Source organism: Mycolicibacterium arabiense (genome assembly GCF_010731815.2).
Lineage (GTDB): Bacteria > Actinomycetota > Actinomycetes > Mycobacteriales > Mycobacteriaceae > Mycobacterium > Mycobacterium arabiense.
Window position 1 is genome coordinate 1,445,988 of the sequence record NZ_AP022593.1, and the last position, 26,047, is coordinate 1,472,034.

The 26,047-nt window shown below is 68.3% G+C and carries 27 protein-coding genes; 4 read left to right on the forward strand and 23 right to left on the reverse strand.

Features of this window, described 5'->3' with window-relative positions:
• Positions 1-4: 4 nt before the first annotated feature.
• Positions 5-1,132 carry a dual-specificity RNA methyltransferase RlmN gene (gene rlmN, locus G6N61_RS08620; RefSeq protein WP_163918145.1) on the reverse strand — a complete coding sequence of 376 codons (1,128 nt, stop codon included), beginning with the start codon at positions 1,130-1,132 and terminating at the stop codon, positions 5-7.
• 13 nt (positions 1,133-1,145) lie between these two features.
• A complete protein-coding gene (locus G6N61_RS08625; protein ID WP_163918146.1) occupies positions 1,146-1,997 on the reverse strand; it encodes a LysR family transcriptional regulator in 852 nt (283 codons plus the stop codon).
• A 170-nt stretch (positions 1,998-2,167) separates the two neighbouring features.
• Between G6N61_RS08625 and G6N61_RS08630 the strand changes: the two genes are divergently transcribed.
• Entirely contained in the window at positions 2,168-3,112 is a 945-nt protein-coding gene (locus tag G6N61_RS08630; protein WP_163924694.1) for a DMT family transporter, read from the forward strand.
• Here the strand turns inward: G6N61_RS08630 and G6N61_RS08635 are convergent.
• From G6N61_RS08635 to G6N61_RS08650, 4 genes are all read right to left on the reverse strand, one after another.
• Positions 3,023-3,892: a phosphatidate cytidylyltransferase gene (locus tag G6N61_RS08635; protein WP_163924693.1), complete on the reverse strand. Its 870-nt coding sequence runs from the start codon at positions 3,890-3,892 to the stop codon at positions 3,023-3,025. The genes G6N61_RS08630 and G6N61_RS08635 overlap by 90 nt on opposite strands.
• A 26-nt stretch (positions 3,893-3,918) precedes the next feature.
• Positions 3,919-4,476 (reverse strand): ribosome recycling factor, encoded by a 558-nt coding sequence (frr, locus tag G6N61_RS08640; RefSeq protein WP_163918147.1) that lies wholly within the window; start codon positions 4,474-4,476, stop codon positions 3,919-3,921.
• Between the two features lie 68 nt (positions 4,477-4,544).
• Positions 4,545-5,288 carry a UMP kinase gene (gene pyrH, locus G6N61_RS08645; protein ID WP_163918148.1) on the reverse strand — a complete coding sequence of 248 codons (744 nt, stop codon included), beginning with the start codon at positions 5,286-5,288 and terminating at the stop codon, positions 4,545-4,547.
• A gap of 207 nt (positions 5,289-5,495) precedes the next feature.
• Entirely contained in the window at positions 5,496-6,179 is a 684-nt protein-coding gene (locus tag G6N61_RS08650) for a class I SAM-dependent methyltransferase (RefSeq protein ID WP_163918149.1), read from the reverse strand.
• Between the two features lie 36 nt (positions 6,180-6,215).
• Between G6N61_RS08650 and G6N61_RS08655 the strand changes: the two genes are divergently transcribed.
• Positions 6,216-6,641, forward strand: coding sequence for a MarR family winged helix-turn-helix transcriptional regulator (locus G6N61_RS08655; RefSeq protein ID WP_179973594.1), 426 nt, complete (start codon positions 6,216-6,218; stop codon positions 6,639-6,641).
• 144 nt (positions 6,642-6,785) lie between these two features.
• On the opposite strand, the gene G6N61_RS08660 is transcribed toward G6N61_RS08655, so the two are convergent.
• From G6N61_RS08660 to rpsB, 8 genes are all read right to left on the reverse strand, one after another.
• Complete coding sequence (locus G6N61_RS08660; RefSeq protein WP_163918150.1) at positions 6,786-8,795, reverse strand: primary-amine oxidase; 2,010 nt, start codon at positions 8,793-8,795, stop codon at positions 6,786-6,788.
• 3 nt (positions 8,796-8,798) lie between these two features.
• Complete coding sequence (locus G6N61_RS08665) at positions 8,799-10,340, reverse strand: APC family permease (protein WP_163918151.1); 1,542 nt, start codon at positions 10,338-10,340, stop codon at positions 8,799-8,801.
• Between the two features lie 44 nt (positions 10,341-10,384).
• Positions 10,385-11,134 (reverse strand): ABC transporter ATP-binding protein, encoded by a 750-nt coding sequence (locus G6N61_RS08670; RefSeq protein WP_235887460.1) that lies wholly within the window; start codon positions 11,132-11,134, stop codon positions 10,385-10,387.
• 1 nt (position 11,135) lies between these two features.
• Positions 11,136-11,702, reverse strand: coding sequence for an FtsX-like permease family protein (locus tag G6N61_RS08675; RefSeq protein ID WP_163918152.1), 567 nt, complete (start codon positions 11,700-11,702; stop codon positions 11,136-11,138).
• 67 nt (positions 11,703-11,769) lie between these two features.
• Positions 11,770-12,936: an ABC transporter permease gene (locus G6N61_RS08680; protein WP_163918153.1), complete on the reverse strand. Its 1,167-nt coding sequence runs from the start codon at positions 12,934-12,936 to the stop codon at positions 11,770-11,772.
• Positions 12,937-13,093: 157 nt separating this feature from the next.
• Positions 13,094-14,521 (reverse strand): amidase, encoded by a 1,428-nt coding sequence (locus tag G6N61_RS08685; RefSeq protein WP_163918154.1) that lies wholly within the window; start codon positions 14,519-14,521, stop codon positions 13,094-13,096.
• A 166-nt stretch (positions 14,522-14,687) separates the two neighbouring features.
• On the reverse strand, positions 14,688-15,503 hold the full coding sequence (gene tsf / locus G6N61_RS08690) for a translation elongation factor Ts (RefSeq protein WP_163918155.1): 816 nt from the start codon (positions 15,501-15,503) through the stop codon (positions 14,688-14,690).
• Positions 15,504-15,514: 11 nt separating this feature from the next.
• Complete coding sequence (gene rpsB, locus G6N61_RS08695; RefSeq protein WP_163918156.1) at positions 15,515-16,357, reverse strand: 30S ribosomal protein S2; 843 nt, start codon at positions 16,355-16,357, stop codon at positions 15,515-15,517.
• 343 nt (positions 16,358-16,700) lie between these two features.
• Between rpsB and G6N61_RS08700 the strand changes: the two genes are divergently transcribed.
• Positions 16,701-17,192, forward strand: a complete 492-nt coding sequence (locus tag G6N61_RS08700) for a M23 family metallopeptidase (protein WP_163918157.1) — start codon at positions 16,701-16,703, stop codon at positions 17,190-17,192.
• Positions 17,193-17,225: 33 nt separating this feature from the next.
• On the forward strand, positions 17,226-18,194 hold the full coding sequence (locus tag G6N61_RS08705; RefSeq protein WP_163918158.1) for a TIGR03621 family F420-dependent LLM class oxidoreductase: 969 nt from the start codon (positions 17,226-17,228) through the stop codon (positions 18,192-18,194).
• Here the strand turns inward: G6N61_RS08705 and G6N61_RS08710 are convergent.
• From G6N61_RS08710 to G6N61_RS08750, 9 genes are all read right to left on the reverse strand, one after another.
• Positions 18,191-19,093 (reverse strand): tyrosine recombinase XerC, encoded by a 903-nt coding sequence (locus G6N61_RS08710; protein ID WP_163924697.1) that lies wholly within the window; start codon positions 19,091-19,093, stop codon positions 18,191-18,193. The two genes, G6N61_RS08705 and G6N61_RS08710, sit on opposite strands and share 4 nt — an antisense overlap.
• 155 nt (positions 19,094-19,248) lie before the next feature.
• On the reverse strand, positions 19,249-20,409 hold the full coding sequence (locus tag G6N61_RS08715; protein WP_163918159.1) for an alpha-hydroxy-acid oxidizing protein: 1,161 nt from the start codon (positions 20,407-20,409) through the stop codon (positions 19,249-19,251).
• A gap of 23 nt (positions 20,410-20,432) precedes the next feature.
• Positions 20,433-21,284 carry a siderophore-interacting protein gene (locus G6N61_RS08720; protein ID WP_163918160.1) on the reverse strand — a complete coding sequence of 284 codons (852 nt, stop codon included), beginning with the start codon at positions 21,282-21,284 and terminating at the stop codon, positions 20,433-20,435.
• A gap of 84 nt (positions 21,285-21,368) precedes the next feature.
• On the reverse strand, positions 21,369-22,526 hold the full coding sequence (dprA, locus tag G6N61_RS08725) for a DNA-processing protein DprA (RefSeq protein WP_163918161.1): 1,158 nt from the start codon (positions 22,524-22,526) through the stop codon (positions 21,369-21,371).
• A gap of 119 nt (positions 22,527-22,645) precedes the next feature.
• Positions 22,646-23,446 (reverse strand): hypothetical protein, encoded by an 801-nt coding sequence (locus tag G6N61_RS08730; protein ID WP_163918162.1) that lies wholly within the window; start codon positions 23,444-23,446, stop codon positions 22,646-22,648.
• 70 nt (positions 23,447-23,516) lie between these two features.
• Positions 23,517-24,155: a hypothetical protein gene (locus tag G6N61_RS08735; RefSeq protein WP_163918163.1), complete on the reverse strand. Its 639-nt coding sequence runs from the start codon at positions 24,153-24,155 to the stop codon at positions 23,517-23,519.
• Positions 24,155-24,340 carry a ribosome modulation factor gene (locus G6N61_RS08740; RefSeq protein ID WP_163918164.1) on the reverse strand — a complete coding sequence of 62 codons (186 nt, stop codon included), beginning with the start codon at positions 24,338-24,340 and terminating at the stop codon, positions 24,155-24,157. The genes G6N61_RS08735 and G6N61_RS08740 overlap by 1 nt, the downstream gene beginning before the upstream one ends.
• 61 nt (positions 24,341-24,401) lie before the next feature.
• Entirely contained in the window at positions 24,402-25,808 is a 1,407-nt protein-coding gene (locus G6N61_RS08745; RefSeq protein WP_163918165.1) for a terminase large subunit domain-containing protein, read from the reverse strand.
• Positions 25,805-25,978, reverse strand: a complete 174-nt coding sequence (locus G6N61_RS08750; protein WP_235887461.1) for a hypothetical protein — start codon at positions 25,976-25,978, stop codon at positions 25,805-25,807. Before G6N61_RS08750 ends, G6N61_RS08745 begins: the two co-directional genes overlap by 4 nt.
• Positions 25,979-26,047 lie beyond the last annotated feature (69 nt).

Below are 26,047 nucleotides of genomic sequence, written 5' to 3' on the forward strand. Positions count from 1 at the left end.
CTCGTCAGCCTTCGGCGGCCAACTGGCCGCACGCCGCGGCGATCTCCTGCCCCCTGGTGTCGCGGACGGTGCAGGACACGCCGCGATCGCGGACACGCTGGACGAACTCCCGCTCGACCGGCTTGGGGCTGGCGTCCCACTTGCTGCCCGGCGTCGGGTTGAGCGGGATCAGGTTGACGTGCACGAGCGGGCCCAGCGCGGCGTGCAACTTCCTGCCGAGCATGTCGGCCCGCCACGGCTGATCGTTGACGTCGCGTATCAGTGCGTACTCGATCGACACTCGGCGCCCAGTCACGTCGGCGTAATACCGTGCGGCATCGAGTGCTTCGCCGACCTTCCACCGGTTGTTGACCGGCACCAGGGTGTCGCGCAGTTCGTCGTCGGGTGCGTGCAGGGACAGCGCGAGCGTGACCCCGAGCCGTTCGTCGGCGAGCTTGCGGATGGCGGGGGCGAGCCCGACCGTCGACACCGTCACCGAGCGGGCCGAGATGCCGAACCCGTGTGGCGCAGGCGCGATGATGCGCCGCACCACCGCGAGTACGCGGTTGTAGTTCGCCAGTGGCTCGCCCATGCCCATGAACACGACGTTCGACAGTCGGCCGCGCGACAACTTCCCCGAGTCGCTGCGCTCCTGCCCGCCGAACTCATCCCGCATCGTCGCCGAGGCGGCGCGCACCTGCTCCAGGATCTCCGCGGTGGACAGGTTGCGGGTCAGCCCGCCCTGGCCGGTGGCGCAGAACGGGCATGCCATGCCGCAGCCGGCCTGCGACGAGATGCACACGGTGCTGCGTTCGGGGTAGCGCATCAGCACGGACTCGAAGGTGGTGCCATCGCCCGCGCGCCACAACGTCTTCCGCGTCTCCCCCGCATCGCACTGGATGGCCCGCACCACCGACAGCAGCTCGGGGAACAGTGCCTCGGCCACCTGGCCGCGGACGGCCGCGGGGAGGTCGGTCATCTGCTGGGGATCGGCGATGAGCCTGCCGAAGTACTGGTTGGCCAACTGCTTGGCCCGGAAGCCGGGCAGTCCGAGTTCCTTCACCGCCGCGGCCTGCGCGTCGTCGTCGAGGTCGGCGAAGTGCCGCGGCGGCAGGCCGCGACGCGGTGCTTCGAAGATCAGCTCTTGCTTCATGTTTCGCCCCGTATCAGATCTGTTGGGCCAGCACGTCGCGGACGGCGCGGTCCACGTCGGCCAGCACGTCGGCGTCGACGCCGGCACGGCCGCGCACGAACACCGAGGCGCGACTGGTGGGTGGAAGCCCCTCGGCAAGGCAGAGTCCGTCCGGCAGCCGACCGATCATCGGCAGCAGCGCCACCCCGAGACCCGAGCGCACGGCAGCGAAGAGCCCGGAGAGATCGGAACTCTCCGCGGCGATGCGGTACGGCACCGTCAAGCGGTCGAGCGCGGCGAAGGTCGGTTCGCGCAGCGTGCACGGCTCGGAGAACATCACCACCGGCAGCGGCTCGGTGGCGGGCACCGAGAAGTTGCGCCCCGAGATCCACTTCAGTGCCACCATGCCCGACGCGTTGGCGGGATCGAGGCCGGAGCCGTCCAGCATGACCGCCAGGTCGACGACACCCTGCTCGATGGCGTCGGCGAGCATCACGTTGCGGTCGAGCCGGAACCGCAGCCGCCAGTCGGGTAGACGCCGACCCAGTGCCGCCGTGAGCCCGGGCAGCATGACGTCGGCGCCGTGTTCGGTGGCGCCGATCAGCAGCACCCGCTCCTCGGCCGCGCCGAGGTCGGCGAGTGCGGCGTCGTGCGCGGCGAGGATCGAGCGGGCGTGGGTCAGCACGCGATGGCCGAGTTCGGTGAATGCGACGCCGCGCCCGGACCTCTCGACGACCGGACCTCCGACGACCGCCTCGACCCGGCGCACGTGCTGGCTCACGGCCGACTGCGTGATGTGCAGCACCGCCGCGGCGCGGTGAAATCCGCCACAGTCGGCCACCGCTGCGACGCTGCGCAGCGGGGCGATGTCGAGCACCTGGGACATGGACCCAAAGTACTCCGATCAGTAGAAACGATCAAAGAAACGCGATCGGGCCGTGATCTGGCGCACGTCAGACATTCACCGATCACGGATCGCGATCAGTCATGATCGCCGATATTCGTTGGACCCGGACACACCATCGGGCGAACCATGGACGGGTGACTCCCACTCGCATGCCGCTGCGCACTGCCGCGATCGTGACCGTCACCTACGCCCTGGGCTACCCCATCGGCAACATGGCCGTGCACGCGATGTCGCCGATGGCCGTGCTGGTGTTTCGGTTCGGCCTTGCCGGGCTGATCCTCGGGCTGTGGGCCGTCATCGCCCGGGTGCCGCTGCCGCGCGGCCGCAAGCTCGGCCACGTCCTGGTCACCGGACTCCTGATGCAGGCCGTGCAGTTCTGCGCGCTGTACTTCGCCATCCAGAACGGTGCGCCGGCCGTGCTGTGCGCGGTGCTCATCGCGATGAACCCGGTCGCCACGGCGCTGCTCGCCGCGGCGTTCCTGCGCGACCGGCTGACCCCGGGGCGCATCGTCGCACTGGTGCTGGGCGTGGCCGCGGTCCTGGCGGCGTGTGCGAGTCGGCTGATCGCCGAGGGTGGGTTCGACCCGGCCGTGCTGCTGCTGATGGTCGCACTGCTCGGGCTCGCTGCGGGCGGGGTCTACCAGCAGAAGTTCTGCGCCGACGTCGACTTCCGTGCCTCGACGGCCGTGCAGAACGCGGTCGCGTTCGTGCCCGCCGGCATCCTCGCGCTGGTCACGCCGTTCGAGGTGCACGACGCCACCAAGGCGGCGTTTGCGGTGGCAGGCGTTGTCCTGCTGAACGCGGTGCTCGGGGTGTCGCTGTACGTGCGGGCCATCAACCTGCACGGCGCGTCCGCGGTCTCGATGCTGTTCTGCGTCATCCCCGCAGTCGCCGGCGTGCTGTCCTACTTCATGCTGGGCGAGCGCGTCGACCTGGGCATCGGCGTCGGATTGGCCCTCGGGGCGCTGGCGTGCTGGCTGAACGGCAGGTCGGCAGCCACGAAGTCAGGCGAGCAGCGTCAGGACGATCCAGGTCGCGACGGCCGACGGGAGGACGCTGTCGAGGCGGTCCATCAGCCCGCCGTGACCCGGTAGCAGCGTGCCCATGTCCTTGATGCCGAGATCGCGCTTGACCTGCGACTCGATCAGGTCGCCGAGCGTTCCGGTGATCACCAGCATGATGCCGAGCGGAATGCCGACCCACCACGGCTTCTCGAGCAGGAACTCGACCGCCAGCACGGACACCGCGATGCCGAACACCAGTGAGCCGGCTAGACCCTCCCAGGACTTCTTCGGGCTGATGGCCGGTGCCATGGGGTGCTTGCCGAACAGGACGCCCGCGGTGTAGCCGCCGATGTCGGAGAACACGACGCCGAGCATGAGGCAGAACACCCGGCCGGCCCCGTCGTCGGGATAGACCAGCAGCACGCCGAAGGCGCCGAAGAGCGGTATCCACGTCGCCAGGAAGACCGTCACCGCGACGTCGCGCAGGTAGTTGACCGGCGGCGTCTTCAGCCCGCCGCTCAGCAACCGCCAGATCAGGCAGGTGACGACGGTTCCGCCGAAGGCACCGAGCGCTCCGGCCGCGCCGTACGGCCACGTCAGCCAGATCATCGCCTGCCCGCCGACCAGCAGCGGGAGCAACGGTATGGAGTAGCCGCCCTCGGTGAGCCTGCGCGTCACCTCCAGCGTTGCGACCACCATGGCCACCGCCACGACGGCGACCCACACGCGCGGCGCGAACAACAGGATCGCGATGACGCTGAACCCCAGGAACGCCCCCACCCCGATGGCGGCGGGGAGGTCGCGCCCGGCCCGCGAGGACTTCTTGGGCTCCCCGGCGGGAGCGGTGTCGGTATCGGCCACCGTGCTGATCGCTGAGAGGTCGGGTCTGGTGCGACCTAGACCTCCAGCAGCTCGCCTTCTTTGTGCTTGACCAGGTCGTCGATCTGACTCGTGTAGGTGGAGGTGCTCTTGTCGAGCTCCTTCTCGGCGCGGCTGACCTCGTCCTCGCCGGCTTCGCCGTCCTTCTTGATCCTGGCCAGCTCCTCCATCGCCTTGCGACGGACGTTGCGCACCGACACCTTCGCGTCCTCGCCCTTGGACTTGGCCTGCTTCACCAGGTCGCGCCTGCGCTCCTCGGTGAGCTGAGGGATCGAGATGCGGATGATGTTGCCGTCGTTGCTCGGGTTGACGCCCAGATCCGAGTTGCGGATGGCGTCCTCGATCTGACGGAGCATCGTCGCCTCGTAGGGCTTGATGACCACCATGCGCGCCTCGGGCACGTTGACGCTCGAGAGCTGCGTGATGGGTGTCATCGCACCGTAGTAGTCGATGTTGATGCGGTTGAACATGCCGGGATTGGCTCGGCCGGTGCGAATGGCTGCGAGGTCGTCGCGCGCCACCGACACCGCCTTCTCCATCTTCTCCTCGGCGTCGAAGAGCGTTTCGTCGATCACTGCATCTGCCTCATATCGCTTCTCATCTGCGCCGCCTCATCTCGAACCCGTACCGGTGCGGTGCCCGGTCAGGTGGTGACCAGTGTTCCGATCTTCTCACCTGCGACCGCGCGAGCGATATTTCCGTCGGTCAGGAGGTTGAACACGAGGATGGGCATGCGGTTGTCCATGCAGAGGCTGAACGCCGTGGAGTCGGCGACCTGGAGTCCACGGTCGATGACCTCGCGGTGCGTGATGGCGGTCAGGAGCGTCGCATCCGGGTCGGTGCGCGGGTCGGCGGTGAACACGCCGTCGACGGCCTTGGCCATCAGGACGACGTCGGCGCCGATCTCCAGCGCCCGTTGGGCCGCGGTGGTGTCGGTCGAGAAGTAGGGCAGGCCCATGCCCGCGCCGAAGATGACCACGCGGCCCTTCTCGAGGTGCCTGCGGGCGCGTCCGGGAATGTAGGGCTCGGCGACCTGGCCCATGGTGATCGCGGTCTGCACGCGGGTGTCGATGCCCTCCTTCTGCAGGAAGTCCTGCAGCGCAAGGCTGTTCATCACCGTGCCGAGCATGCCCATGTAGTCCGACCGGCTGCGCTCCATCCCGCGCTGCTGCAACTGCGCGCCGCGGAAGAAGTTGCCGCCACCGATGACGACGGCCACCTGCACGCCGGTGCGGACGACCTCGGCGATCTGGCGGGCGACCAGCGCGACGACGTCGGGGTCGAGACCCACCTGCCCGCCGCCGAACATCTCGCCGCCCAGCTTGAGCAGGACGCGCGAGTACCCGGACTGCTCGTCCGGGTCGGCTGCCAGGACCGTCTCCGCCATCTGACTCCTTCGGGTCCGCACCTCGTCGCCATCGGAGGAGATTCCCGCACGACAGCGCCCCCAATCCTGCCAAACGACAGGATCAGGGGCGCCAACGGGTCGATGCACTTTCCCCGTGAGCGTGCGTGTCTGCGGGCGACACGCCGGGTCCGAACCCGAGTTCGCGCACGCTCGTCGGCGCCGGTCGGTTCCTCGCGAGAGCGCTCGTCAGGCCAGGTGGGCGGACAGCAGCCACGCACCGACCGTCATGCGGCCGTTGCCCAGGTCCTCGAGGCTCTCGCCGGCGAACTCCTTGAAGCCGGTGTAGCTCGCGGCGACCTGGACGTGGATGCGCGCAGGTCGGATCTCGTCGATGGTCCAGTACGGCGCGACGGCGGCGCGCAGTTCGGGCTCGGTGACCGCGTTGACGGTGCCCGCGGGCATCGTGGTGGCGTCGAAGACCAACACGAAGTACGACGCTCCCGGTGCTGCGGCGCGGACGATCGACTGCTGGTACCCGTCCCGCAGTTCGACGGGCATCGAGTGAAAGAGAGTGCTGTCGACGATCGTGCCGAAGCGGCCGTCGTATCCGGTGAAGTCGCTGATGTCGGCGACGTCGAAGGTGACGTTGGACAGGCCGCGGCGCTCGGCTTCGGCGCGGGCGAGTTCGATCGCGGTCTCGGATTGGTCCAGGCCGACGGCCGTGACGCCACGCTCGGCGAGGTAGAGCGCCGTCGCCGCCTCCCCACAACCGGCGTCGAGCACGTCGCCGTGGAACCGGCCCGCGTCGATCAGTGCGGCGATCTCGGGCTGCGGTTCGCCGATGCTCCACGGCGGCTTGGTGCCGAATCCCACCACGTCGGCCTCACCGCGGTAGGCGGAGTCGAACATCTCGTCTGTCGGTCGCGTCATGGCTCCTGTTTATCAACGTAGTTGATATGTGTCAACATGGTTGACATGACAGTGGACGAGGGTCAGCCCTTGGGCTACCTGTTGACGAGGGTGGCGACGGCGCTGCGCACCGAGGTGACGGCAGCGGTGCTGGACCCGATCGACCTGTCGTTCCCGCAGTACGTCTGCATGCGGATCCTGTCGCACTCGCCGGGTCGGTCGAACGCCGAACTGGCCCGTGACGTCAACGTCTCCCCGCAGGCGATGAACATCGTGGTCCGCAGCCTGCAGGAGCGCGGGCTCGTGGTCCGGCCCGCCAGCGTGTCGTCGGGACGCTCGCTGCCCGCCGAACTGTCCCGCGACGGCACCGCCCTGTTGGCGAGCATCGACGCGGGCGTGCGCGACGCGGAGGCCAAGGTGCTGGCCCCCCTCGACCAGAAGGACCAACACCACCTGCGCCGCCTGCTCGCCAACCTGGCCTGACCGTTCTCCCGCGAGCGTGCGTGTCTGCGGGCGACACGCCGCCACGGAACGCGAGTTCGCGCACGCTCGCGCCTGCCCCGATCATCCCGCACACCAACGTCGGCGACCGCGGGTTCGCGGTCGCCGACGTAGGGCCAACTGGTGTCAGGACTCCCGGGCGCGCTCCGCGACCGGCAGGCCCGCCGCGGCATGGCACGCCTTCGGCGGTGACGGCGGCAGGTCGAGCGCCGGGTTGCCGTCGAAGAACCCGACCGGCTTGAGGTGGAAACCCGTGTAGGCACAGGGCATCACGGGCCAGTCCTCGGGCCGCACCACGTGGTGTGCACCCAGGGTGTACCAGAGCACGACGTCGGTGTCCTCGAGCGGAGCGTCGTCGGCGATGAACTCCGGCAACCCTTGCGCGTCGTTCGACTGGTACATGTAGTCGCCCGCGGCGAACATCTCCGCGGGGTCGTACTTGGTGACCCAGAGGTTGTGCTGGACGAAGCGTGCCCGGTCGTAGATGTAGGAGCCCTCCTGCACCATTACCGGAACGATGTCCTTCGGCACCAGCTTGTATGCGACCGGCGCACCGAGTTCGTTCTGCTTCGACGGGTTGGCGATCTTCCAGTAGCGGCCGGTCTTCCAGTCCCAGTCGCGCGCGCCCTCGGCCTCGGACGCCACCAGCGTGTCCTTGGTGATCCAGGCGTTGTGGTACGGGTTCAGCTCCGGATCCGGCTCGGGAACCGAATCCACCTCGTACACACTGTTGCTCGCACCGTCGACGCTCATGTCGAGCCGGAAGTTGAAGAAGTGCTGGTGATTCGGGCCGTAGATGCCCGGTGCCACCATCTTGCCCCAGCGCGGCACCTCACCCTCGGCGACGGCACCGGTGGTCAGCACGCCGGACAGCTTCACCTCGACCTCGATCGAGGCATCGTTGTACAGGTACCAGAAGAAGCCGTATTCGTAGTTGCCGACGGTGCAGATCATCGAGATGACCAGCCTGCGCGACCGCCGCACCTCGACTTCCTCGGTGCGGAAGTCGGTGTGCTTCCAGGAGATTCCGAAGTCCTCCTCGTGCATGCAGATGGCGTTGGGGATCACCACCGCGTTGCCGCTCGAGTCGTTGACCGTGCCGTCGAAGTAGTGGATCTCGCCGAGGCAGTCGCAGCCCAGCGTCAGCGGGTTGGCCGAGAACCCCATGCCGACCTCGCCCATGTCGAACACGTTCTTGTTCCAGTGCGTGGGCGACGTGTCCCCGTACGGCACCACCATCTCCGACAGCGAACCGCGGTACATGATGGGCCGCACCTCGCCGCGGTCGGTGTAGGTGATCTCGTGCAGGGTGATGCCCTCGCGCGGGTTGAACCCGATGCGCAGGGACCATTTCTGCCACTGCACCTTCCACCCGTCGACGGTGAAGCTGGGGCCTTCGGGCTGGGTGATCTCGATCGGCTTGACGTCGGACCGGAACTCGGTGAACGCCGGCCGGTTGTTCGGGTCGAACATGAACTGCTCGGAGTAGTTGCCCGCCGTCGGGGGCAGCGGCACCACGCCGTGGTCCTCGATGTCGACGACCTTCATCTGGTCGAGGTCGAAGGTGACGATCAGACCCTCCACCGGACGGGCGTACCCGTGCTCAGACGGTGCGGAGCGCATGAACGTCAGCGGTCGGCACAGCAGCGGCGCGTTCTCGTAGTGGTCCTGGGCGCCGTAATAGCCTGCGGGCCAGGGGTCGATCATCGCGAGGCTGAAGTCGGTGACGCCACGCTTGCGCATCGCCTCCTGCCACCGCGGGTCTTCGCGGACCTTCTCCTCCACGCCGGTCATGTGCTCGACCAGGTAGGAGGGGAAGCGCCCGGGCACCGCCTTCCACGACTCGATGACCCGCGCGCCGAGGTCGACGACCGCCTCGTAGATCATCTTCGCGGCCGCGTCGTACATGCTGGCGAAGGCGCACCGCGGCACGTCGAGCACGCCCTCGAACGTCAGCCCCGCGTTCTTCGACGGCTCCGCCAGCTGGATCATCACGAACTTCAGCGTGGCCGTGCCGTATTCGGAGGCCATGATGATCGACGCCGCGGCCTCGATCTCCGCACCGTTCAGCGGGTCCAGCGGATACCGCGTCGTCGCCTCGCCGGCTGAAGTGGCAACCGTGTCTTCCATCGTCATGCGTTACACCGCTTCCGTGTCGGACTTCGCGTCCTTGTTGAGGTCGAAGACCGCCAGGTGCGCCAGCGCGTCTTCTTGACTTACCTTGTGTGCCGACCGGCGGCCGAATACGTAGACCACCAGGCCGAGGGCGAACATGCCCAGGCTGATTCCGCCGACCCACGTCATCCACGTGGATTGCGGCACGTCGATCCAGGGGGTGACGAACGAGTAGTAGATGCCGCCGATGGTGCCGATCGATCCGACGATGACCACGGTCCAGACGCCGACCATGCCGCCGGGGATGCGCCAGAACTTCTCGGTGTCGTAGCGATCGGCGTACTTCTTGCGGGCGACGATCACCGGGATCAGGAAGAAGAACCCGGACAGCAGCCACACCGTGCTCAGGCCGCCCTGCAGGTAGATCGTCACGTTGGCCATGCTGCTCTGCGAGTACAGGCCCACCAGGATCAGCGAGGAGATCACACCCTGAATCAGGATGGCCGACACCGGGTTACGGGTGCGCGGATTCAGGTGGGTGAAGATGCGCGGGAGGTGCCGCTCCAGGCCGGAGACGAAGATCAGTCGAGAGTAGGCGACCTGGTAGGTCATCAACGCCACGATGATGATGCCGGCGAGGATCACCGCCGAGACCTCCATGAGCCCGGGGAAGCCGGCTACGTCGAGCATGCCGATGATGCCGGTCACCGGGTCGATCTCGTCACCGGGTAGCGCCATCATCGTGCCCAGCGTCGTCAGCAGGTAGATCGCCACCAGAGCGGTAGAGCCCCAGAGGATCATGCGCGGCCCACTCCTGCGCACCGACAGGAACTCCGCACCCATGTTGTAGGGCGTCTCCACACCGAGCAGGTACAGCAGCACGGTGCCGTAGAGGAACCCGGCGACGGCGAAGTTCGGGATGGTCGCCTCGGCCCAGCTGAACGGCGTGGCCGACCCGTTCTCGACCGCGAACAGCAGCCCGCAGACGAAGATCGTCAGCGTCAGGACGCCGTAGACGACGAAGACGACGTTCATGATCTTCTGGTTCGCCGACAGCTTCGCCAGCGCCAGACCGATCACCGTCCACAGGATGACCAGCTGCAGGATGATGCTGGTGGTCAGACCGAGTTCGGTGTGGAAGGCCAGCAGCAGGAACTGCAGTACGACGGCAGGCGACGACGCGGCGTTGAGGATGACCGGCACCCAGGACAGGTAACCGCCGATGAACCCCCAGGTTTCACCCATCGTCCGGTAGGCCCAGATGTAGACGCCGCCCTGGCCGGGCCAGAGGTTGCCCAGTTCGACGACGGCCATGCCTGCGGGGATGAGGAACGTGAGGATGCCGAGCACCCACATGGGGATCGCGGTCCAGCCGCCCGCGGCCATGATCGACGACCCGGTGACCCAGCAGATGATGAACACGTAGGCGGCGGTGAGGCCGAACGTGCTCATGACCTTGGGCAGGATCTGCTCGGGGACGAGTTCGGTGGTCATGAGTTTGTCGCGCTCGGCGGACGAGCCGGGGCCGGGTGTGGAAGGCGGTGACGCCTCGATGTTCTGTGTCATGCGTTCTCTTTCAGAGGGATCCAACGGCTAGGGTGACGTGCTGGTCAGGTGACGATCTGTCCGTCTCTCATGCGGACGACACGGCTCGCTTCGTCGGCCACCGTGGGATCGTGGGTGCTGGCGACTACCGTGACGCCGAGCGTGGAGCACAGCTCGCGCAGCATGCGGACCACCGTCTCGCCGGTCCGGTGATCGAGGTTGGCGGTCGGTTCGTCGGCCAGGACGAGCGTCGGGTTGCTGATCAGCGACCGCGCGATCGCGGTGCGCTGCTGCTCACCACCGGACATCTTGGTCGGCTGGTGGTTCACCCGGTGACCGAGGCCGACGAGTTCGAGCAACTCGGTCGCTCGCTTGCGCAGTGCCTTGCGGTCGAATGGTTCGAACATCAGTGGCAGTTCCACGTTCTCGACCGCCGAGAGGAACGGGATCAGGTTGTAGCTCTGGAAGATGAACCCGATCGTGTCGTGGCGGAGCGCGGCGAACTGACTCTCCGACAGTTGCGCGGTGTCGCGGCCACCGACCTTCACCACGCCCTTGGTCGGACGGTCGAGGCCGCCGATGATGTTGAGCAGGGTGGACTTGCCGCTGCCGCTGGGACCCATCAGGCAGACGAATTCGCCTGGCATGACGGTCAGCTCGGCGGCGACGAGGGCCTTGACGACCTCGTCGCCCAACTTGTGCAGCTTCCACACGTCGGAGACCTCGATGACGGGTGCCGCGCCAGGGTCCGCCACGAATGCCGGCGCCGGAGTGGCGACCTCGGTGATCTCGCCTGCGTCGTCGATGGTGGTCATGTCAGCCTCCCGTGGACAGTGAGCGGATGGGCGGCCGCGACGCTGCGGTCCAGGTGGGCAGGATGCTGGTGGCGATCGCGGCAGCGATGCTCACCACGACGGCGATGCCGGCGCCGGCCAACAGCCCCACCGTCGAGACTCCGGTGGCGACCAGACCGAGCGCGCCGAGCGCGAGACCGATCACGGCAGCCAGCGCGGCACCGGCGACGGCGCCCAGCACCGCGGCGACCATCGGCTCCACGAGCAGCGCGGCGATCACCGGCTTGCGCGGAATTCCGTTGGCGCCCAACACACCGAGTTCCTTGGTGCGGTGAGCGACGGTGCGCGTGGTTGCGACCGCCACCTCGACGACGCCGACCAGCAGCACGGTGACCGCGATCAGCATCACGGCGCGTCCGATCTCGTCGGCATGGCCGAGTGACGCCGACTGCGCCCTGATGCCGTCGGCCATGCCGAACACGATGACCACCAGGAACGCGCCCGTCGCGGTCGTGATCACCGGCAGCACCATCTCACCGATGCGGCGACGCGCGGACAGCCAGCCGTACGCCAGTCCCTTGCTCAGCATTTCTATCTATGTCCCATTCTCTTCGCGCGAGCGCTCATCGCCGGCCCGATCCTCTTCGCGCGAGCGCTCATCGGTCACCCAGGAGATCGACCGGCTTCTGTTGCAACAGCTTGTGCACCGGCACCAACGCTCCAACGATTGCCATCGCGGGCAGGAACGCCGCCACCATGCCCGCCGCCTGGGCCCAGGCCAACGGAGTGGCGATGCTCGGGATGACCAGTGCCACAGCGGCTCCCGCACCCAACACGCCGACCAGGTAGGCGACGACGAACACGATGGCCGACTCCACGAGGAAGAAGTAAAGGACCTCGTCGGCCAGACCGATGCTCGACATGATGCCGAACTCGCGCTTGCGCTCGGCGACGGCCGCGAGGAACGACGACAGTGCGATCACGAAGCCCAGCCCGAGGCCGATCATCGAGATGAGCCCGAGCGTCGAGCTGGTCACCTTGCCGGAGAACAGCGCCGAGAACTTCTGCTCGAACGTCAGCGGCCCGGAGCCGCCGACGGTGTCGTAGATCAGCCCGGCTCCCGACGGATCCGGTGTCACCGACGGGTCGGCGGTGGCGGGCAGATCGACCGCAGCACCGAATCGCTGCGCGAGGTCACGGCGCTGCTCCTCCTCTGGCGGCGCGAACACCGTCCACCAGCCGTTGGTGCCGACGACGCTCTGCGCCAGGGCCGACGCGACGGTGACGCTCTGCCCCTCCCCGGCGACCTGCGCTTCGAGCGGTTGGCCGCCGACGACGATGGAGTCACCGCGCGCCACGCCCAGCCGTTCGGCGAGGGGCGAGCCGAGAATCGCCTGGCCCGAGGGGATGTCGTCCCGCCCGCGCACGGACACCCGGGCGCCGTCGACGTCCGTCACTCCCGACAGGGTGCGCACCGCGCGCCAGCCGTCGGGCACGGTAATCGCCGGTGTCTCTCCGCCCGCGATCAGCGCCTCGAACTCCGGGTCGTACTGCACTCCGGCCGCGGGCACCGCCCACAGTTGGGCGCCGTCGAGGACGTCGGTGACCGAATCCGCCCCAGTGATGGCGAAACTCGCCGAGATGGTCCGGACGATCGTCACGCACGCGATCGCCAGTGCGATGCCCAGCACCGACAGCACGAACCGCTCGGGTCGACGACGGATGTTCGCCAGCGCGAATCGGACGAGGCACATGAACGTGCTTCCCGATGCCGAGGTGGCGATCTCCGGTGGTCGAGCGGTGGTGGTCGCAGATGTCTCCACACGAGAGATGTTGGGAGCAACACGTTTCGCGGGTAGCTATTTACGGTGTCGTCAAGGTTAACGACCATGCCCCCGCGTTACCGAGGGATTTCGGTGCACCAACGAAATTCGTCGACCCCGCGGCGCCGTAACCCGAATCATGTTCTGGAGCTAGGAATTAGCTCGAAGGAATCCGCAGCCGCGGCCACGGTGCCGCGGCCTCCAACTCGTAGGCCAGTTCGAGCAGCACGGCCTCACGCCCCGCCCGCGCGCTGAACATCATTCCGACCGGCAGGCCCGAGGCGGACTGCGCGAGCGGAAGCGAGATCGCCGGATCGCCGGTGACGTTCTGCAGTGGAGTGAACGCTACCCACTCGACCAGTCGCGAGATGATCTGGTCGTAGTCCGCGGTCGGGTCGAGGTGACCGATCCGCGGGGTCTCCTCGGCCAGCGTGGGCGTCAGCAGCACGTCATAGGCCGCGAGGTGGCGCTGCATGCGCCTGCGGATGGTGGAGAGCCGGGCGATGGTCAGCGGTAGCCGGTGCAGGTTGCGCCCGGCGTGCCGCTCCAGACCGAGCGTGAGGTTGTCGAGCTTCGTCCGATCGAACGACGGTCCGAACCGCTTGCGGCCACTGCGCACGAGGGCGAACGCGAGCAGCGACCAGTACAGCAGGAAGTCGTCGATGAACGACTCCGGCACCGGCGGCACGTCCAGGTACTCGACGCGATGTCCGAGGCGCTCGAGCAGCGCCCCGGTGTCGAGCGTCCGATCACGGATCTCCGGGCCGGCCTCGCGGAGCACCGACTTGGTGTAGACCGCGACTCGCAGACGTCTGCTGCCGGGCCCGGTGACGTCACCGATGGGCGGCAACTTCGGGTTGCGCCAGACGGTCTCGACGTTGCGGTAGAACGCCGCCGTGTCGCGCACCGACCGCGTCACGACGCCGTTGGCGACGATCCTGATCGGCATCTCGCGCATGTCGGCGTCCAGCGGCAGCCGACCGCGGGTCGGCTTGAGCCCCACCAAACCGTTGCACGCGGCCGGAATCCGGATCGAGCCACCACCGTCGTTCGCGTGCGCGATCGGGACCACGCCTGCGGCGACGAACGCGCCGGACCCCGACGACGAGGCGCCGGCGGTGCGCTCGGTGTCCCACGGATTGCGGACCGGCCCGATCCGCGGATGCTCGGCCGAGGCACTGAACCCGAACTCCGACAGCTGGGTCTTGCCCAGCGGGATGAGGCCCGTGGAGAGGTAGGCCCGCGCGAAGTCGCCGTCGACCTTGGCCGGACGCGGATCCCAGGCGTCCGTGCCGTCCATCGTCGGCATGCCTGCCACGTCGACGTTGTCCTTGACGAACGTCGGCACCCCGTCGAACGCGCCCCCGAAGCGATGCGGTGCCGCGGCGCGGGCTCGCGCACGGTCGAACGCCTCGTACGCCAGGCCGTTGAGCGCCGGATTCACCTTCTCCGTGCGCGCGATCGCCGCGTCGATCACCTCGGCGCGCGACACCCGTCCCGCGGCGAGTGCTTCGACGACGCCCACGGCGTCGAGGTCACCGAGCGCGTCGTCGGCGAACGCGGAAACTGTCCTGGCGGTATCCATGCGCTGACGGTACCAACCCGTACCGCGGTGCCGTCGAACTGGAGCGTCACGTCGCCCGGACGACCGACGGCGCGACGCTACGCTCCAGTTCGGCGCCAGGAGAACCCCGCGAACGAGAAGACCCCGCACCCCAGGTAGGGGTGCGGGGTCCTTCGTGCGTGTAGCGCTAGGCCTGGCCGACCTCGAAGCGGACGAACCGCGTCACGGTCACGCCGGCGTCGTCGAGCAGCGCCTTGACGGACTTCTTGCTGTCGGACACCGACGGCTGGTCGAGCAGCACGACGTCCTTGAAGAAGCCGGTGAGGCGACCCTCGATGATCTTCTGCAGCGCCTGCTCGGGCTTGCCCTCGTTGCGGGCGGTCTCCTCGGCGATGCGGCGCTCGTTGGCCACCAGCTCCTCGGGCACCTCGTCACGCGTCAGGTACTTGGCCTTCAGCGCGGCGATCTGCAGAGCGACGGCGTGCGCCGCCTCCTTGGAGTCGCCCTGGTACTCGACCAGCACGCCCACCGCGGGCGGCAGGTCGGCCGAGCGCTTGTGCAGGTAGGTCTCGACCTGGCCGTCGAAGTACGCGGCACGGCGAAGCACGAGCTTCTCGCCGATCTTCGCACTCAGCTCGGCGATGACCTGCTCGACGGTCGAGTCGCCGACCTTGGCGGCCTGCAGCTCGGCAACGTCGGTGGCCTTGGCGGCCGCCGCAGCGGTGACGATCTGATCGGCGACGCCCTGGAATTCGGCGTTCTTCGCGACGAAGTCGGTCTCGGAGTTCAGCTCGATGAGCGCGCCGTCCTTGGCCGCAACCAGGCCCTCGGCGGTGGCACGCTCAGCGCGCTTGCCGACGTCCTTGGCGCCCTTGATGCGGAGCACCTCGACGGCCTTGTCGAAGTCACCGTCGGACTCGGCCAGCGCGTTCTTGCAGTCCATCATTCCAGCGCCGGTCAGCTCCCGAAGTCGCTTGACGTCGGCAGCGGTGTAGTTCGCCATTCTCGGCTCTCCTAGGAGGATTCAGTGGTCGTTTCGGTGGGCGCGGCGTCTCCGCCGGCCGCAGGTGCGGCGGGTGCAGACGCCGTGGCGCCAGCCAGCAGCTCCTGCTCCCACTCGGCGAGCGGCTCGACGGCACCTTCGGCACCGGCTTCGGTCTTGCCGGCACCGGCCCGGGCCTGCAGGCCCTCGGCGACCGCGGAGGCGATCACCTTGGTGAGCAGTGCGGCCGAGCGGATCGCGTCGTCGTTACCCGGGATCGGGTAGTCGACCAGGTCGGGATCGCAGTTGGTGTCCAGGATCGCGATGACCGGGATGTTCAGCTTGCGGGCCTCGGCAACGGCGAGGTGCTCCTTGTTCGTGTCGACGACCCAGATCGCCGACGGCACCTTGGCCATGTCGCGGATACCGCCGAGGCTGCGCTCCAGCTTGTTCTTCTCGCGGGTCAGCATCAAGATTTCCTTCTTGGTGCGACCCTCGAACCCACCGGTCTGCTCCATGGCCTCGAGTTCCTTCATCCGCTGAAGGCGCTTGTGCACGGTCTGGAAGTTGGTGAGCATGCCGCCCAGCCAGCGCTGGTTCACGTACGGCATGCCGACGCGGGTGGACTCTTCTGCGATCGACTCCTGCGCCTGCTTCTTGGTGCCGACGAACAGAACCGTGCCACCGTGGGCGACGGTCTCCTTGACGTACTCGTACGCCGAGTCGATGTAGGTCAGCGTCTGCTGCAGGTCGATGATGTAGATGCCGTTGCGGTCGGTGAAGATGAACCGCTTCATCTTGGGATTCCAACGACGGGTCTGGTGACCGAAGTGCGCGCCGCTGTCGAGCAGCTGCTTCATTGTTACGACAGGCATGAAAGCCTTTTCCTTACATGTTGACGGTTGCCGTCCGGCATCGGGTGACACCGGACCCTGGCGTCTGTTGCGTGCCGGACCCGCCTCGTAGGAGGCGGGACCGCCCGGCATGCGTGTGCAGCCTTGGACCCTGTCGTGTGAACTCCGGGGTCGGACTGCGGCACAGGCGCGCGAAGTCAGTCCGCCGAAGCGAACTGCGGGGATGAGTTTACACCGTTGACGTGCGTGCTTTCGCCACGCGCAACCGGTGGCCGTAGCCGCGGGCTCGTCACGGTGCCACGTTCATCCCCAGACGCGGCCGGCACCCCTTCCGTCGTGGCGCCGAATCGTCTGAGCTGGTCTTATGCGGATTCTGATGGCACTGCTGACGGTCGGGCTGGTCACCGCCCCTCCGGCAGCCGCCGACGACGGCCGGCTGGACTGGCCGCTGCGCCCACGTCCGGCGGTCGTGCGGGTGTTCGACGGGCCGAAACCCGACTGGAAGCCCGGCCACCGCGGCGTCGACCTAGCGGGCGTCGACGGTCAGACCGTGTATTCGGCCGCGCCGGGCACCGTGGTGTTCGCCGGCGAACTGGCCGGCCGGCCCGTGGTGTCGGTCGCACATCCGGGCGGGTTGCGGACGAGCTACGAACCCGTGCGGGCGACGGTCGGGCCGGGCGCGCTCGTCGGCGCGGGGACGCCGATCGGCCGACTGGCGGCGGGCCACTCCGGTTGCTCCGCGCCGGCATGCCTGCATTGGGGCGCGATGTGGGGTGCGGCGTCGCGGGCGGACTACGTCGACCCGCTCGGACTGCTGGTCACCACCCGGATCAGGCTCAAGCCGCTGCACCCGTGATTGAAGATCCCCGCGTTGCGGGAACACGTTCGCATGGTGATCGCAGCAGAGACACACCGCACCCGCCCCATGAGGTTCGGGCTGACGACCGCACTTCCGCGTGGCCGCGAGTTCGCGGACTACGCGGTGGCAGTCGAGAGCGTCGGGTTCGACGTCATGACGTTCGCGGACCACCTGGTCCCCACGATCTCGCCGTTCGTGGGCGCCACCACCGCCGCGATCGCCACCACCCGGATGCACACCGGCACGCTGGTGCTCAACAACGACTTCCGGCACCCCGTCGAGGTCGCCAGGGAGACGGTGTCGCTGGCTGGGGTCTCGGGCGGGCGGTTCGAGCTGGGGATGGGCGCCGGCCACATGAAGCCCGAGTACGACGCGGCAGGACTGAAGTTCGACTGGAGCGGGACGCGGGTGGACCGGCTCGTCGAGTCGGTTGAAGTGGTCCGTGCGCTGCTGGCTGGGCATCCGGTCGACGTCTCCGGCGAGCACTACCAGGTGCACGCAGGCGCTGGGGAACTGGTGTCGCCGGCACCAAAGGACGTGCCATTGTTGATCGGCGGCAACGGAACTCGGGTGCTGCAGCTGGCCGGGGAGGTCGCCGACATCGCGGGCTTCGCGGGCATCACGCACAGCCACGACGCGTCGCGGGTCACGCTGTCGCACTTCGACGATGCGGGCCTCGCCGAGCGCATCGCGGTGGTGCGCGAGGCGGCGGGCGACCGGTTCGAGGCGATCGAGCTGAACGCCCTGATCCAGTTCGTCGTTGCGACGTCCGACCGAGCGTCGGCGGCCTCGGAGCTCGCCGCGACGTTCAACGTCCCGTCCGGGCTCATCCTCGAATCGCCGTTCGTGCTGCTCGGCACCCACGACGAAATGGCCGAGACGCTCGTCGACCGGCAACGCCGATACGGGATCAGCTACTGGACCGTGTTCGACGAAGTGCCGGGCCGCACGTCGGCGCTGCCCGACATGGCGAAGGTGATCGCGCTGCTGCGCGGCTAGGCGCGGGGATGAGCTTGATCGTGCACGGCACGCAGGCGGGCGACGGTGACGTGGGTGTAGAGCTGCGTGGTGGCCAGATTCGAGTGACCGAGGATCTCTTGAACGACGCGCAGGTCCGCACCGCCTTCGAGCAGATGCGTCGCCGCGCTGTGCCGCAGACCGTGCGGCCCGATGTCGGGCGCGCCGTCGACGGCCGCCATCGTCTGGTGCACCACGGTGCGCGCCTGGCGCGGGTCGATGCGCCCGCCGCGCGCCCCGAGAAGCAGTGCAGCGCCGGAGGATTGGGTGGCCAGCGACGGCCTGCCGTCCGATAACCACGCCTGCGTTGCGCGCAGAGCGGGTTCGCCGAACGGTACGGTGCGCTGCTTGTCGCCCTTGCCGAGGACCCGAACCAGCCGACGCGAGGTGTCGACGTCGTCGACGTCGAGGCCGCACAGTTCGCTGACGCGGATGCCCGTCGCGTAGAGCATCTCGACGATCAGCCGGTCGCGCAGCGCCAGCGGATCACCCTGCTGCGCACCGGAATCAAAGGCGTCCATGGCGTCGCGCGCCTGATCCTGTCGAAGCACCGCCGGCAGCGTGCGGTGTGCGCGCGGCACCTGCAGGCGAGTTGCCGGGTCGACGTCCATCAGCCCCCGCCGCGATGCCCATGCCGTGAACGTCTTGACAGCGGAGGTGCGGCGCGACAACGTGGTTCGCGCTGCCCCCGCCGCCGCCTGAGCCGACAGCCACGACCGCAGCAGCGGCAGCGTGAGGTCGGACGGCTTGGCATCGGGCCTGCGCTGCTCGACGAACCCGAACAGCGACCTCAGGTCACCCAGGTATGCGCGCCGGGTGTGCTCGGAGCGCCCGCACTGCAGCGCGAGGTACTCGTCGAACTCCTCGAGTACGGCGGTCACGTACGGCGTCACGCGTCCACCGTGGCAGAGTCGGGTCGCGCGGTCGTCCCGGCACTCGCGGGCGTGACGCTTTCGATACCTGCCATCTTTTCCCGCGAGCGTGCGTGTCTGCGGGCGACACGCCGGTCGGGAACGGGAGTTCGCGCACGCTCGCGCTAGTGGACGGGCCGCAGCGACTCCGGGGTCAGGTCGGCGAGCGACGGATAGCCGTCGATGCCCATGATCAGATCGGCCTCGGCGAGCAGCGATCGCAGCACGTGCACCACGCCGTCGGTGCCGCCGAGGGCCATGCCGTACGCGTACGGCCGCCCGACGCCCACGGCCGTGGCGCCGAGCGCGAGCGCCTTCACGATGTCGGCGCCGCTGCGGATGCCCGAGTCGAACAGCACGGGCACGTCGCCGGACGCGTCGACCACTGCGGGCAAGCAGTCGATCGCGGGAAGCCCGCCATTGGCCTGCCTGCCACCGTGGTTGGAGCAGTAGATGCCGTCGACTCCCCCGTCGATCGCGCGCCGGGCATCGTCGGGATGTTGGATCCCCTTGACCAGTAGCGGGAGCTTGGTCAGCGACCGCAGCCACGGCAGGTCGTCCCACGACAGCGAGTTGCCGAACGTCGAAACCCACTGCAGGACAGCACCTTGCGGGTTGTCCTCCGGCGACTGCGCCAGGCGCGAACGGAACACCGGATCGCTGGTGTAGTTCGACAGGCAGTGTCCACGCAGCTGCGGGAAGTTCGAGGTGGACAGGTCGCGCGGCCGCCAGCCGGGCACCCAGGTGTCGAGGGTCACGATGACGCCCTTGTACCCAGCGGCCTCGGCGCGGTGCACCAGGCTCGCGGCCAGGTCGCGGTCCTTGGGCGTGTACAGCTGGAAGAACCCGGGTGTGTCGCCGAACTCGGCGGCCACGTCTTCGAGCGGGTCGGCCGTCAGCGTGGACACGACCAACGGCACCCCGGTGCGCGCTGCGGCCCGAGCGGCGGCCAGGTCGCCGTGCCCGTCCTGCGCGCAGATGCCGATGACCCCGATCGGTGCCATGAAAACCGGCGACGGGAGCTTCAGACCGAACAGGTCGACGGCGAGGTCGCGCTCGGTGGCGCCGACGAACATCCGCGGCATCAGGCCCCAGCGCTCGAACGCCGTGGCGTTGACCCGTTGCGTCCGTTCGTCTCCCGAGCCGCCCGCCACGTAGGACCAGACCGACGGCGGCATCGCGGCCTCGGCCTTCGCCTCCAGTTCCGCGAAGGACATCGGCAGCGACGGCACGATGCCGGACAGGCCCTGTAGGTAGATCTCGAGCTGATAGTCACCGAACGCCATGGCTTCAGCGTGCCAGCCCGGCGTCAGTCGCCGGCTTGCGCCTCCGCCTTGGCGAGTTCGGCCTTCCACTGCCGGAAGGTCTCCTCGGTGCGGCCGCGGCGCCAGTACCCCGAGATCGACGCCCACTTCGCGTCGACGCCGCGCTCCTTGCGGATGTATCCGCGCAGGTTGTGCATGACGGCCTGGGCCTCGCCGTGGATGAACACCTGCGGCTGGCCCGCCAACCACGGTGTCTCCTTGACGGCGGCGATGATCGGTGCGTGGTCGCCCGCGTGATCCTCGGGCACCAGATCGGCACGGCCACCTCGGTAGACCCAGCGGACCTGCACCTTCTCGGGCGCGGTCAGTTCGATCTCGTCGTCCGGGCCGCTGACCTCGATGTAGGCGAAGCCGCAGGCGTCGGCGGGCATGGCCTCGAGCGCGGCGCTGATCGCAGGCAAGCCGGCCTCGTCGCCGGCGAGCAGGTGCCAGTCGGCGGCCGGGTCGGGAGCGTATGCGCCGCTCGGACCCATGAGGTACGCGGGCTGGCCCGGCTGAGCCGCCGCGGCCCACGGTCCGGCCACCCCGAGTTCGCCGTGGACGACGAAGTCGATGGCGATCTCGCGACGCTCCGGATCCGTGCGGCGCACGGTGTAGGTGCGCACGACCGGACGGTGTTCCTCGGGCAAATCGTTGAAGCTGTCGAGCGTGAGGGGTTTCGGTAGCGCGCTGACGTCGACGTCGTTGCGCGGGATCACGAGCTTGACGTACGAGTCGGTGTATTCGTTCGGCGTGAAGGTGTCGAAACCGGGGCCGCCGAGCACCAGCCGGATCATGTGGGGCGTCAGCTGCTCGCTGCGCACCACCTCGAACGTGTGGATCGGGCGCCCTGCCACTCGTACCTCCCTGTCACGAAGCCGCTTGCCAGCCGCGATGTCGTCTGTCCCGACTATACGAGCGCACACGAGCGCTCCGGTGGGCTACCGCACGTCGGCCCCCGTGCGCCGAGCCAACTGCCACCGGCCCTGGTGGCGCGTCACCAGGCCGGCGAGTTCGAGGGTCGCCAGCGGGCCAAGGAGCTGCGTGGCGGGAACACCGGCGGCTTCGGCGAGCTGGTCGACGGTCCTGGCGGCGCGCGCGGGAAACGCCTCGTAGGCCCGCCGCTCGGCGTCGCTCAACACGTCGAGCGGTGTCGTCGGATGCTCCGGTTCGGACTCGAATTCGCCCATTCGACCGACGTATTCGACGAGGTCGGCTGCACGGGTCACGAGGTTGGCGCCGTCGCGCAGCAGTACGTGGCAGCCGGCCGACGCAGCCGACGTCACCGGACCGGGCACCGCGCAGACGGGCCGCCCCAGTGCCTTGGCCCACGCCGCCGTGCTCGCGGCACCGCTGCGCAGCCCGGCCTCCACGACGACCGTTGCGCCGCTGCACGCGGCGACCAGGCGGTTGCGCGCAAGGAATCGGTGGCGCGCCGGTCGTACGCCGGGTGGGTACTCGGTCAGCAGGAGACCCTGCTCACCGATCCGACGCAGCATCGTCTCGTGACCCTTCGGATAGAACACGTCGATGCCTCCGGCCAGCACCGCGGCCGTGAGCCCCTCACACGCCAGAGTGGTGCGGTGTGCGACGCCGTCGATGCCGTAGGCGCCGCCCGACACGACGGCGACGTCCCGCTCGACGAGCCCTGCGGCGAAGTCGGAGGCGACGTGTTCGCCGTACGCGCTGGCGGCACGGGTGCCGACGACTGCGCAGGCCCGTTCGGTCACGTCGACGAGCCGTTCGGGACCGATCGCCCACAGCACCATCGGTGGCTGGGTCTGCGCCCGTGGACGTCCCGTCGCGCCGTGGAAGGCCCCGAAAGCGAGGTGCGGCCACTCCGCGCACCCCGGTGTCAGCAACCGTCCACCGCATCGTGCGAGCAAGTCCAAATCCTCGTCGGCGCAGTCCATCTCGCGACGCGCCGCGGTGAGTGACAGCAGGCCGTCCTCGACGTCACCCCGTCGGACCAGATCTGCCGCCTCGATCGGACCGACGTCGGCCACTAGATCGGCCAAGTCGGCGCACGGCGGCTCGGCAACGCGTGACAGGTACGCCCAGGCCCGCGCTTCCTCCTGGATCAGTTCGCCGCCGGTCATCGCGTCGACCCCGCGCCGCGGAAGCTGAGCGCCGTGGTGACCTCGTCCAGCCCCGGCGAGGTCAGACCGCCCAGGTCGGCCAGCGTCCACGCCACCGCGTACACGCGCTGATCGCAGAGCTAGGGCACTCCAATGTGGCGCGGCAAACGTCGCGCCGACGACCTTAGGCTCAGGTTGTGCGGGACAACGATGCAATTGACTCCGAACTGAGGTTGGTCGCGGCGGTACGCCGAACCTGCGCGGAGATGGGCGGCGGCATGCCGTCGACCGCCGTGCTCGACGGACTGCTGGACGAGCGCAACGCCGGCAGCCGCGTCATTGTGAGCGCCGGGATCGACGGCCGGCCAGCCGCCGGCGAACACTGAACACCACACGCCGCGCCTGAGCCGGTAGAGCTTGAATCCACGCAAGACCAGCGGCCCAGCGCCAGCCTCAAACTCGCGGACAAGCGGCCGGCCTTCAGTGACGATCCGAGTAAGGGTGCGCCGCTCATCATCGATCGACGTCGGAGCCGGATTTCTTAGCAACTGTAGAAACGTGTACATCTTGAACTCGGCGGCTGTCAGAGCTGCGGCCATCTCGAAGTCAGGGATGACCATCTGAGCGGCTTTCAGGGACCGATCGAGTCGCCCCGTCGCGGCGCTAACGCGATCGCTTGCTGCTGGCCCGATGGCGGACTGATCGACTCGGCCGTCGAGATAGCCGGCGATGTTGTCGAGGAACATGTTGACCTCGGTCAGCCACGTCACCGTCTGCTCGTTTAGGTCGATGACGGCCGACTGCCGGAGTTGTCGGCGACCGGCGCGGGTGCTCGACCGAGCGACCCACAAAGTCACCCCCACGGCTACGAAGGCGGCGATCGTCGGCCAGTCCCACTCATGAACGGCCTGCACTGCGAAGTTCCACAGATGATCGAGCATGATGCGATTGAACAGCAGCGGATTCGGCCATGGCGCTCAACGTCGCCGCGACCATGCTGTGGCGAAGTTTCTAGGTGTTTGGCTCGGCCGGCGGTTTCGGGTTCCGCGTGCGGAGTTGGTCAGCTAGCTGTCTCTGCGCTGCCTGCCGGCGTCGCTTATTCCGACGCGTCTCGGCAGGGGTTATCCGATCGTTCGCCGTCCGCACAAGCGCGGTCATCGCGACGCGTAGCTGTCCGGCTTGTGCTTCGAGTTCCGCATTCAATTCCTCGATCCTGTCGATGCTGGAAGCGACCGTTTCGTCGTTGAGTAAGGCGTAGAACTGCTCGAACTCGGCCGCGGCGGCAACCATGGCTTGCCAGCACTGCGCGTCGACAACGGTGAGACTGCCAACCTCTAGAGCGCCGCGCAGGTTCAGCATTGCGACAGCGTGCGCGCGTTCCACTTCGCGGATCTCGGCGTGCATCGCTTGCAGGGTTTCGGCATTTTGTTGCCGTGTCGCCTCAAGGAGTTCTGCCAGCGCGCGGCGCCAGTTGAATCCGCGCAGCTGAAGCTCGTGGCCGGCGGCGATGATTTCGCCGATCGCGTGCCGTTGGGGGGCTCGGTAAGCGTCAACGACTCGACGTTGCTCGCGCGCCCAGTTCAGACCGAAAGTCACGATGCCGCCGAGCGCGCCGCTTCCGACGTACGGCAGAACCTGTGTCCATGCCATCAGCGTTCTTGTCGGTAGCGCTGCATCGCAGGCCCGGTGTCGATCCGAACGCGCAGCATCCGCTCGTACCCGCGCATCCACAACATTGCCAGGGTCAGCGATCGGCCGGCATAGGGGTTGGGGTCACCTGGTTCGGCCAGTGATCCCTCGTAGAGCGCGTAGGTGTACTCCGCCCGCCTGGACACCAGCCAAGCATGCAGGGGCGCGCAGGCGAATCGTCGGACCCACGCCGACAACGGGCGGCGATTACAAGAGGATCACCTCGCGTGTCCCCGACCCGCCACCCAGTGGCCGGGCTGGCCTGACACAGTCGACACCCCACAGCGCCAGCGACGCCGCGATCAGCACCGAGGATCCTGGGGCCTTGCGATCCCATCCGAAGGCTTGGCTGCTGAGCATCGGGCGCTGCTTGGCGCCTAGCACAGCCCGAGTCAACTCAACCTGACCGCGGTGGACCATGGTGCCGTCGGTGACCGCATCAGAGAAGATGCCGGCGGCGATCGCGACCTCCCGGTGACCGACCAACGTCGGCCGGACCCGCGCCGCCCGCCAGTCAAGTTCGCTCAATGCGCCCCGCTCATCCACTACGACAGCGCGCACCTTCGCCCCGAGATGCGCCGCCACCCAGCCGGGCATCCACGTCACACCGGGCTGGGTCACGTACCACTCGACGTGTAGCCGGCCATCAGCACGCCGGCCCGCGACGCACACCGTGGCAGTGTCCCTCGACGGTGCGGCGTCCACCCCGATCGCCACGTCGGTCACCGGCACCGACGCCGGATCCTTCAGCGTCTCCCACGCGACCGCATCGAAGACCTGGTCGCCGCCACCATGCGGAACCCACATCGACAACCGCTCGGCCCGGAAGGTGTCCGGCGGCAGGACCGCGCGGTCATCGACGATCGCCTGGATCGGGACGCGGCCCGTGGCGACCGCAGGGTTCACCCTCACCCAAACGTGGCGATCGTCGATGTCGTCGCCATACTCAGCCGACCACTCAGCCCAGCCGAGACGCGGGTTCAACCCGTTGTGCGCGGACTTTCGAAGCGTCACGAAAACCTCGGAGTCGTGCCACGGGCCCGGCGCCGTCCCGAAGAACAACGACTGGCTGCGCGGGCGTGAGAACACCGTTGGCTGAAGCGCGGCGACCTCCGCGGCCGGCAAGTCCTCTGCCTCGTCGATCACCAACCGGTCGATCGCCAGGCTGCGGCCGGTCGACGCCGAGCGGGTCGAGAACGCGATCCGGGCGCCGGTGTCGAGTTCCACGTACTCGGCGCCGATCATCTGCGAGTGCCGGCGCACCCGGCGTACGAGATCCTGGTCGGACTGAATCACCGACCACAACCGGCGGAACGCATCCGAGGACGCCTTCACGTTGTGCGCGGTGTGCAAGATCTGCTCGCCGAGCTCGAAGAGCCCGAACAGCTCCAGCGCGAGCAGGATCTCACCCTTTCCGTTCTGGCGACCGACGACCAAACCGGCCTGCGAACACACCCACCCTCCACCAGACTCCCGGAGGATGGCGCGCACGATGCCCTGCTGCCAATGGTCCAAGGTGACGCCGTACCCGGCAGCAAGGTCGACGCAGTCTTGCCCCGTCGCCTCGTCGCCATCGGGCCACGTCTCGAAGGTTGGCGACGTCGTGCTCGTCACGCGCCGCGCTTTCGGCGACGAGCAGCAATCTCGTCCAGCGTGGACGCCGTACCGGATTTCGGTGCGCCGGCCTTCGGTGCCGGCGCTGTCTTGGCCAGCTCAGCCACTACGATCCGGTACTCGCGGGACGCCGCGACGACGTCACGCGGCGTCGTCTTGGGATCGTTCACGATCGCCTCCAGGCGGGTGCGCAGCAGCTCCAGGCGGCCCCGATCGGTGCTCGGCCGGCGCCTCCTGGT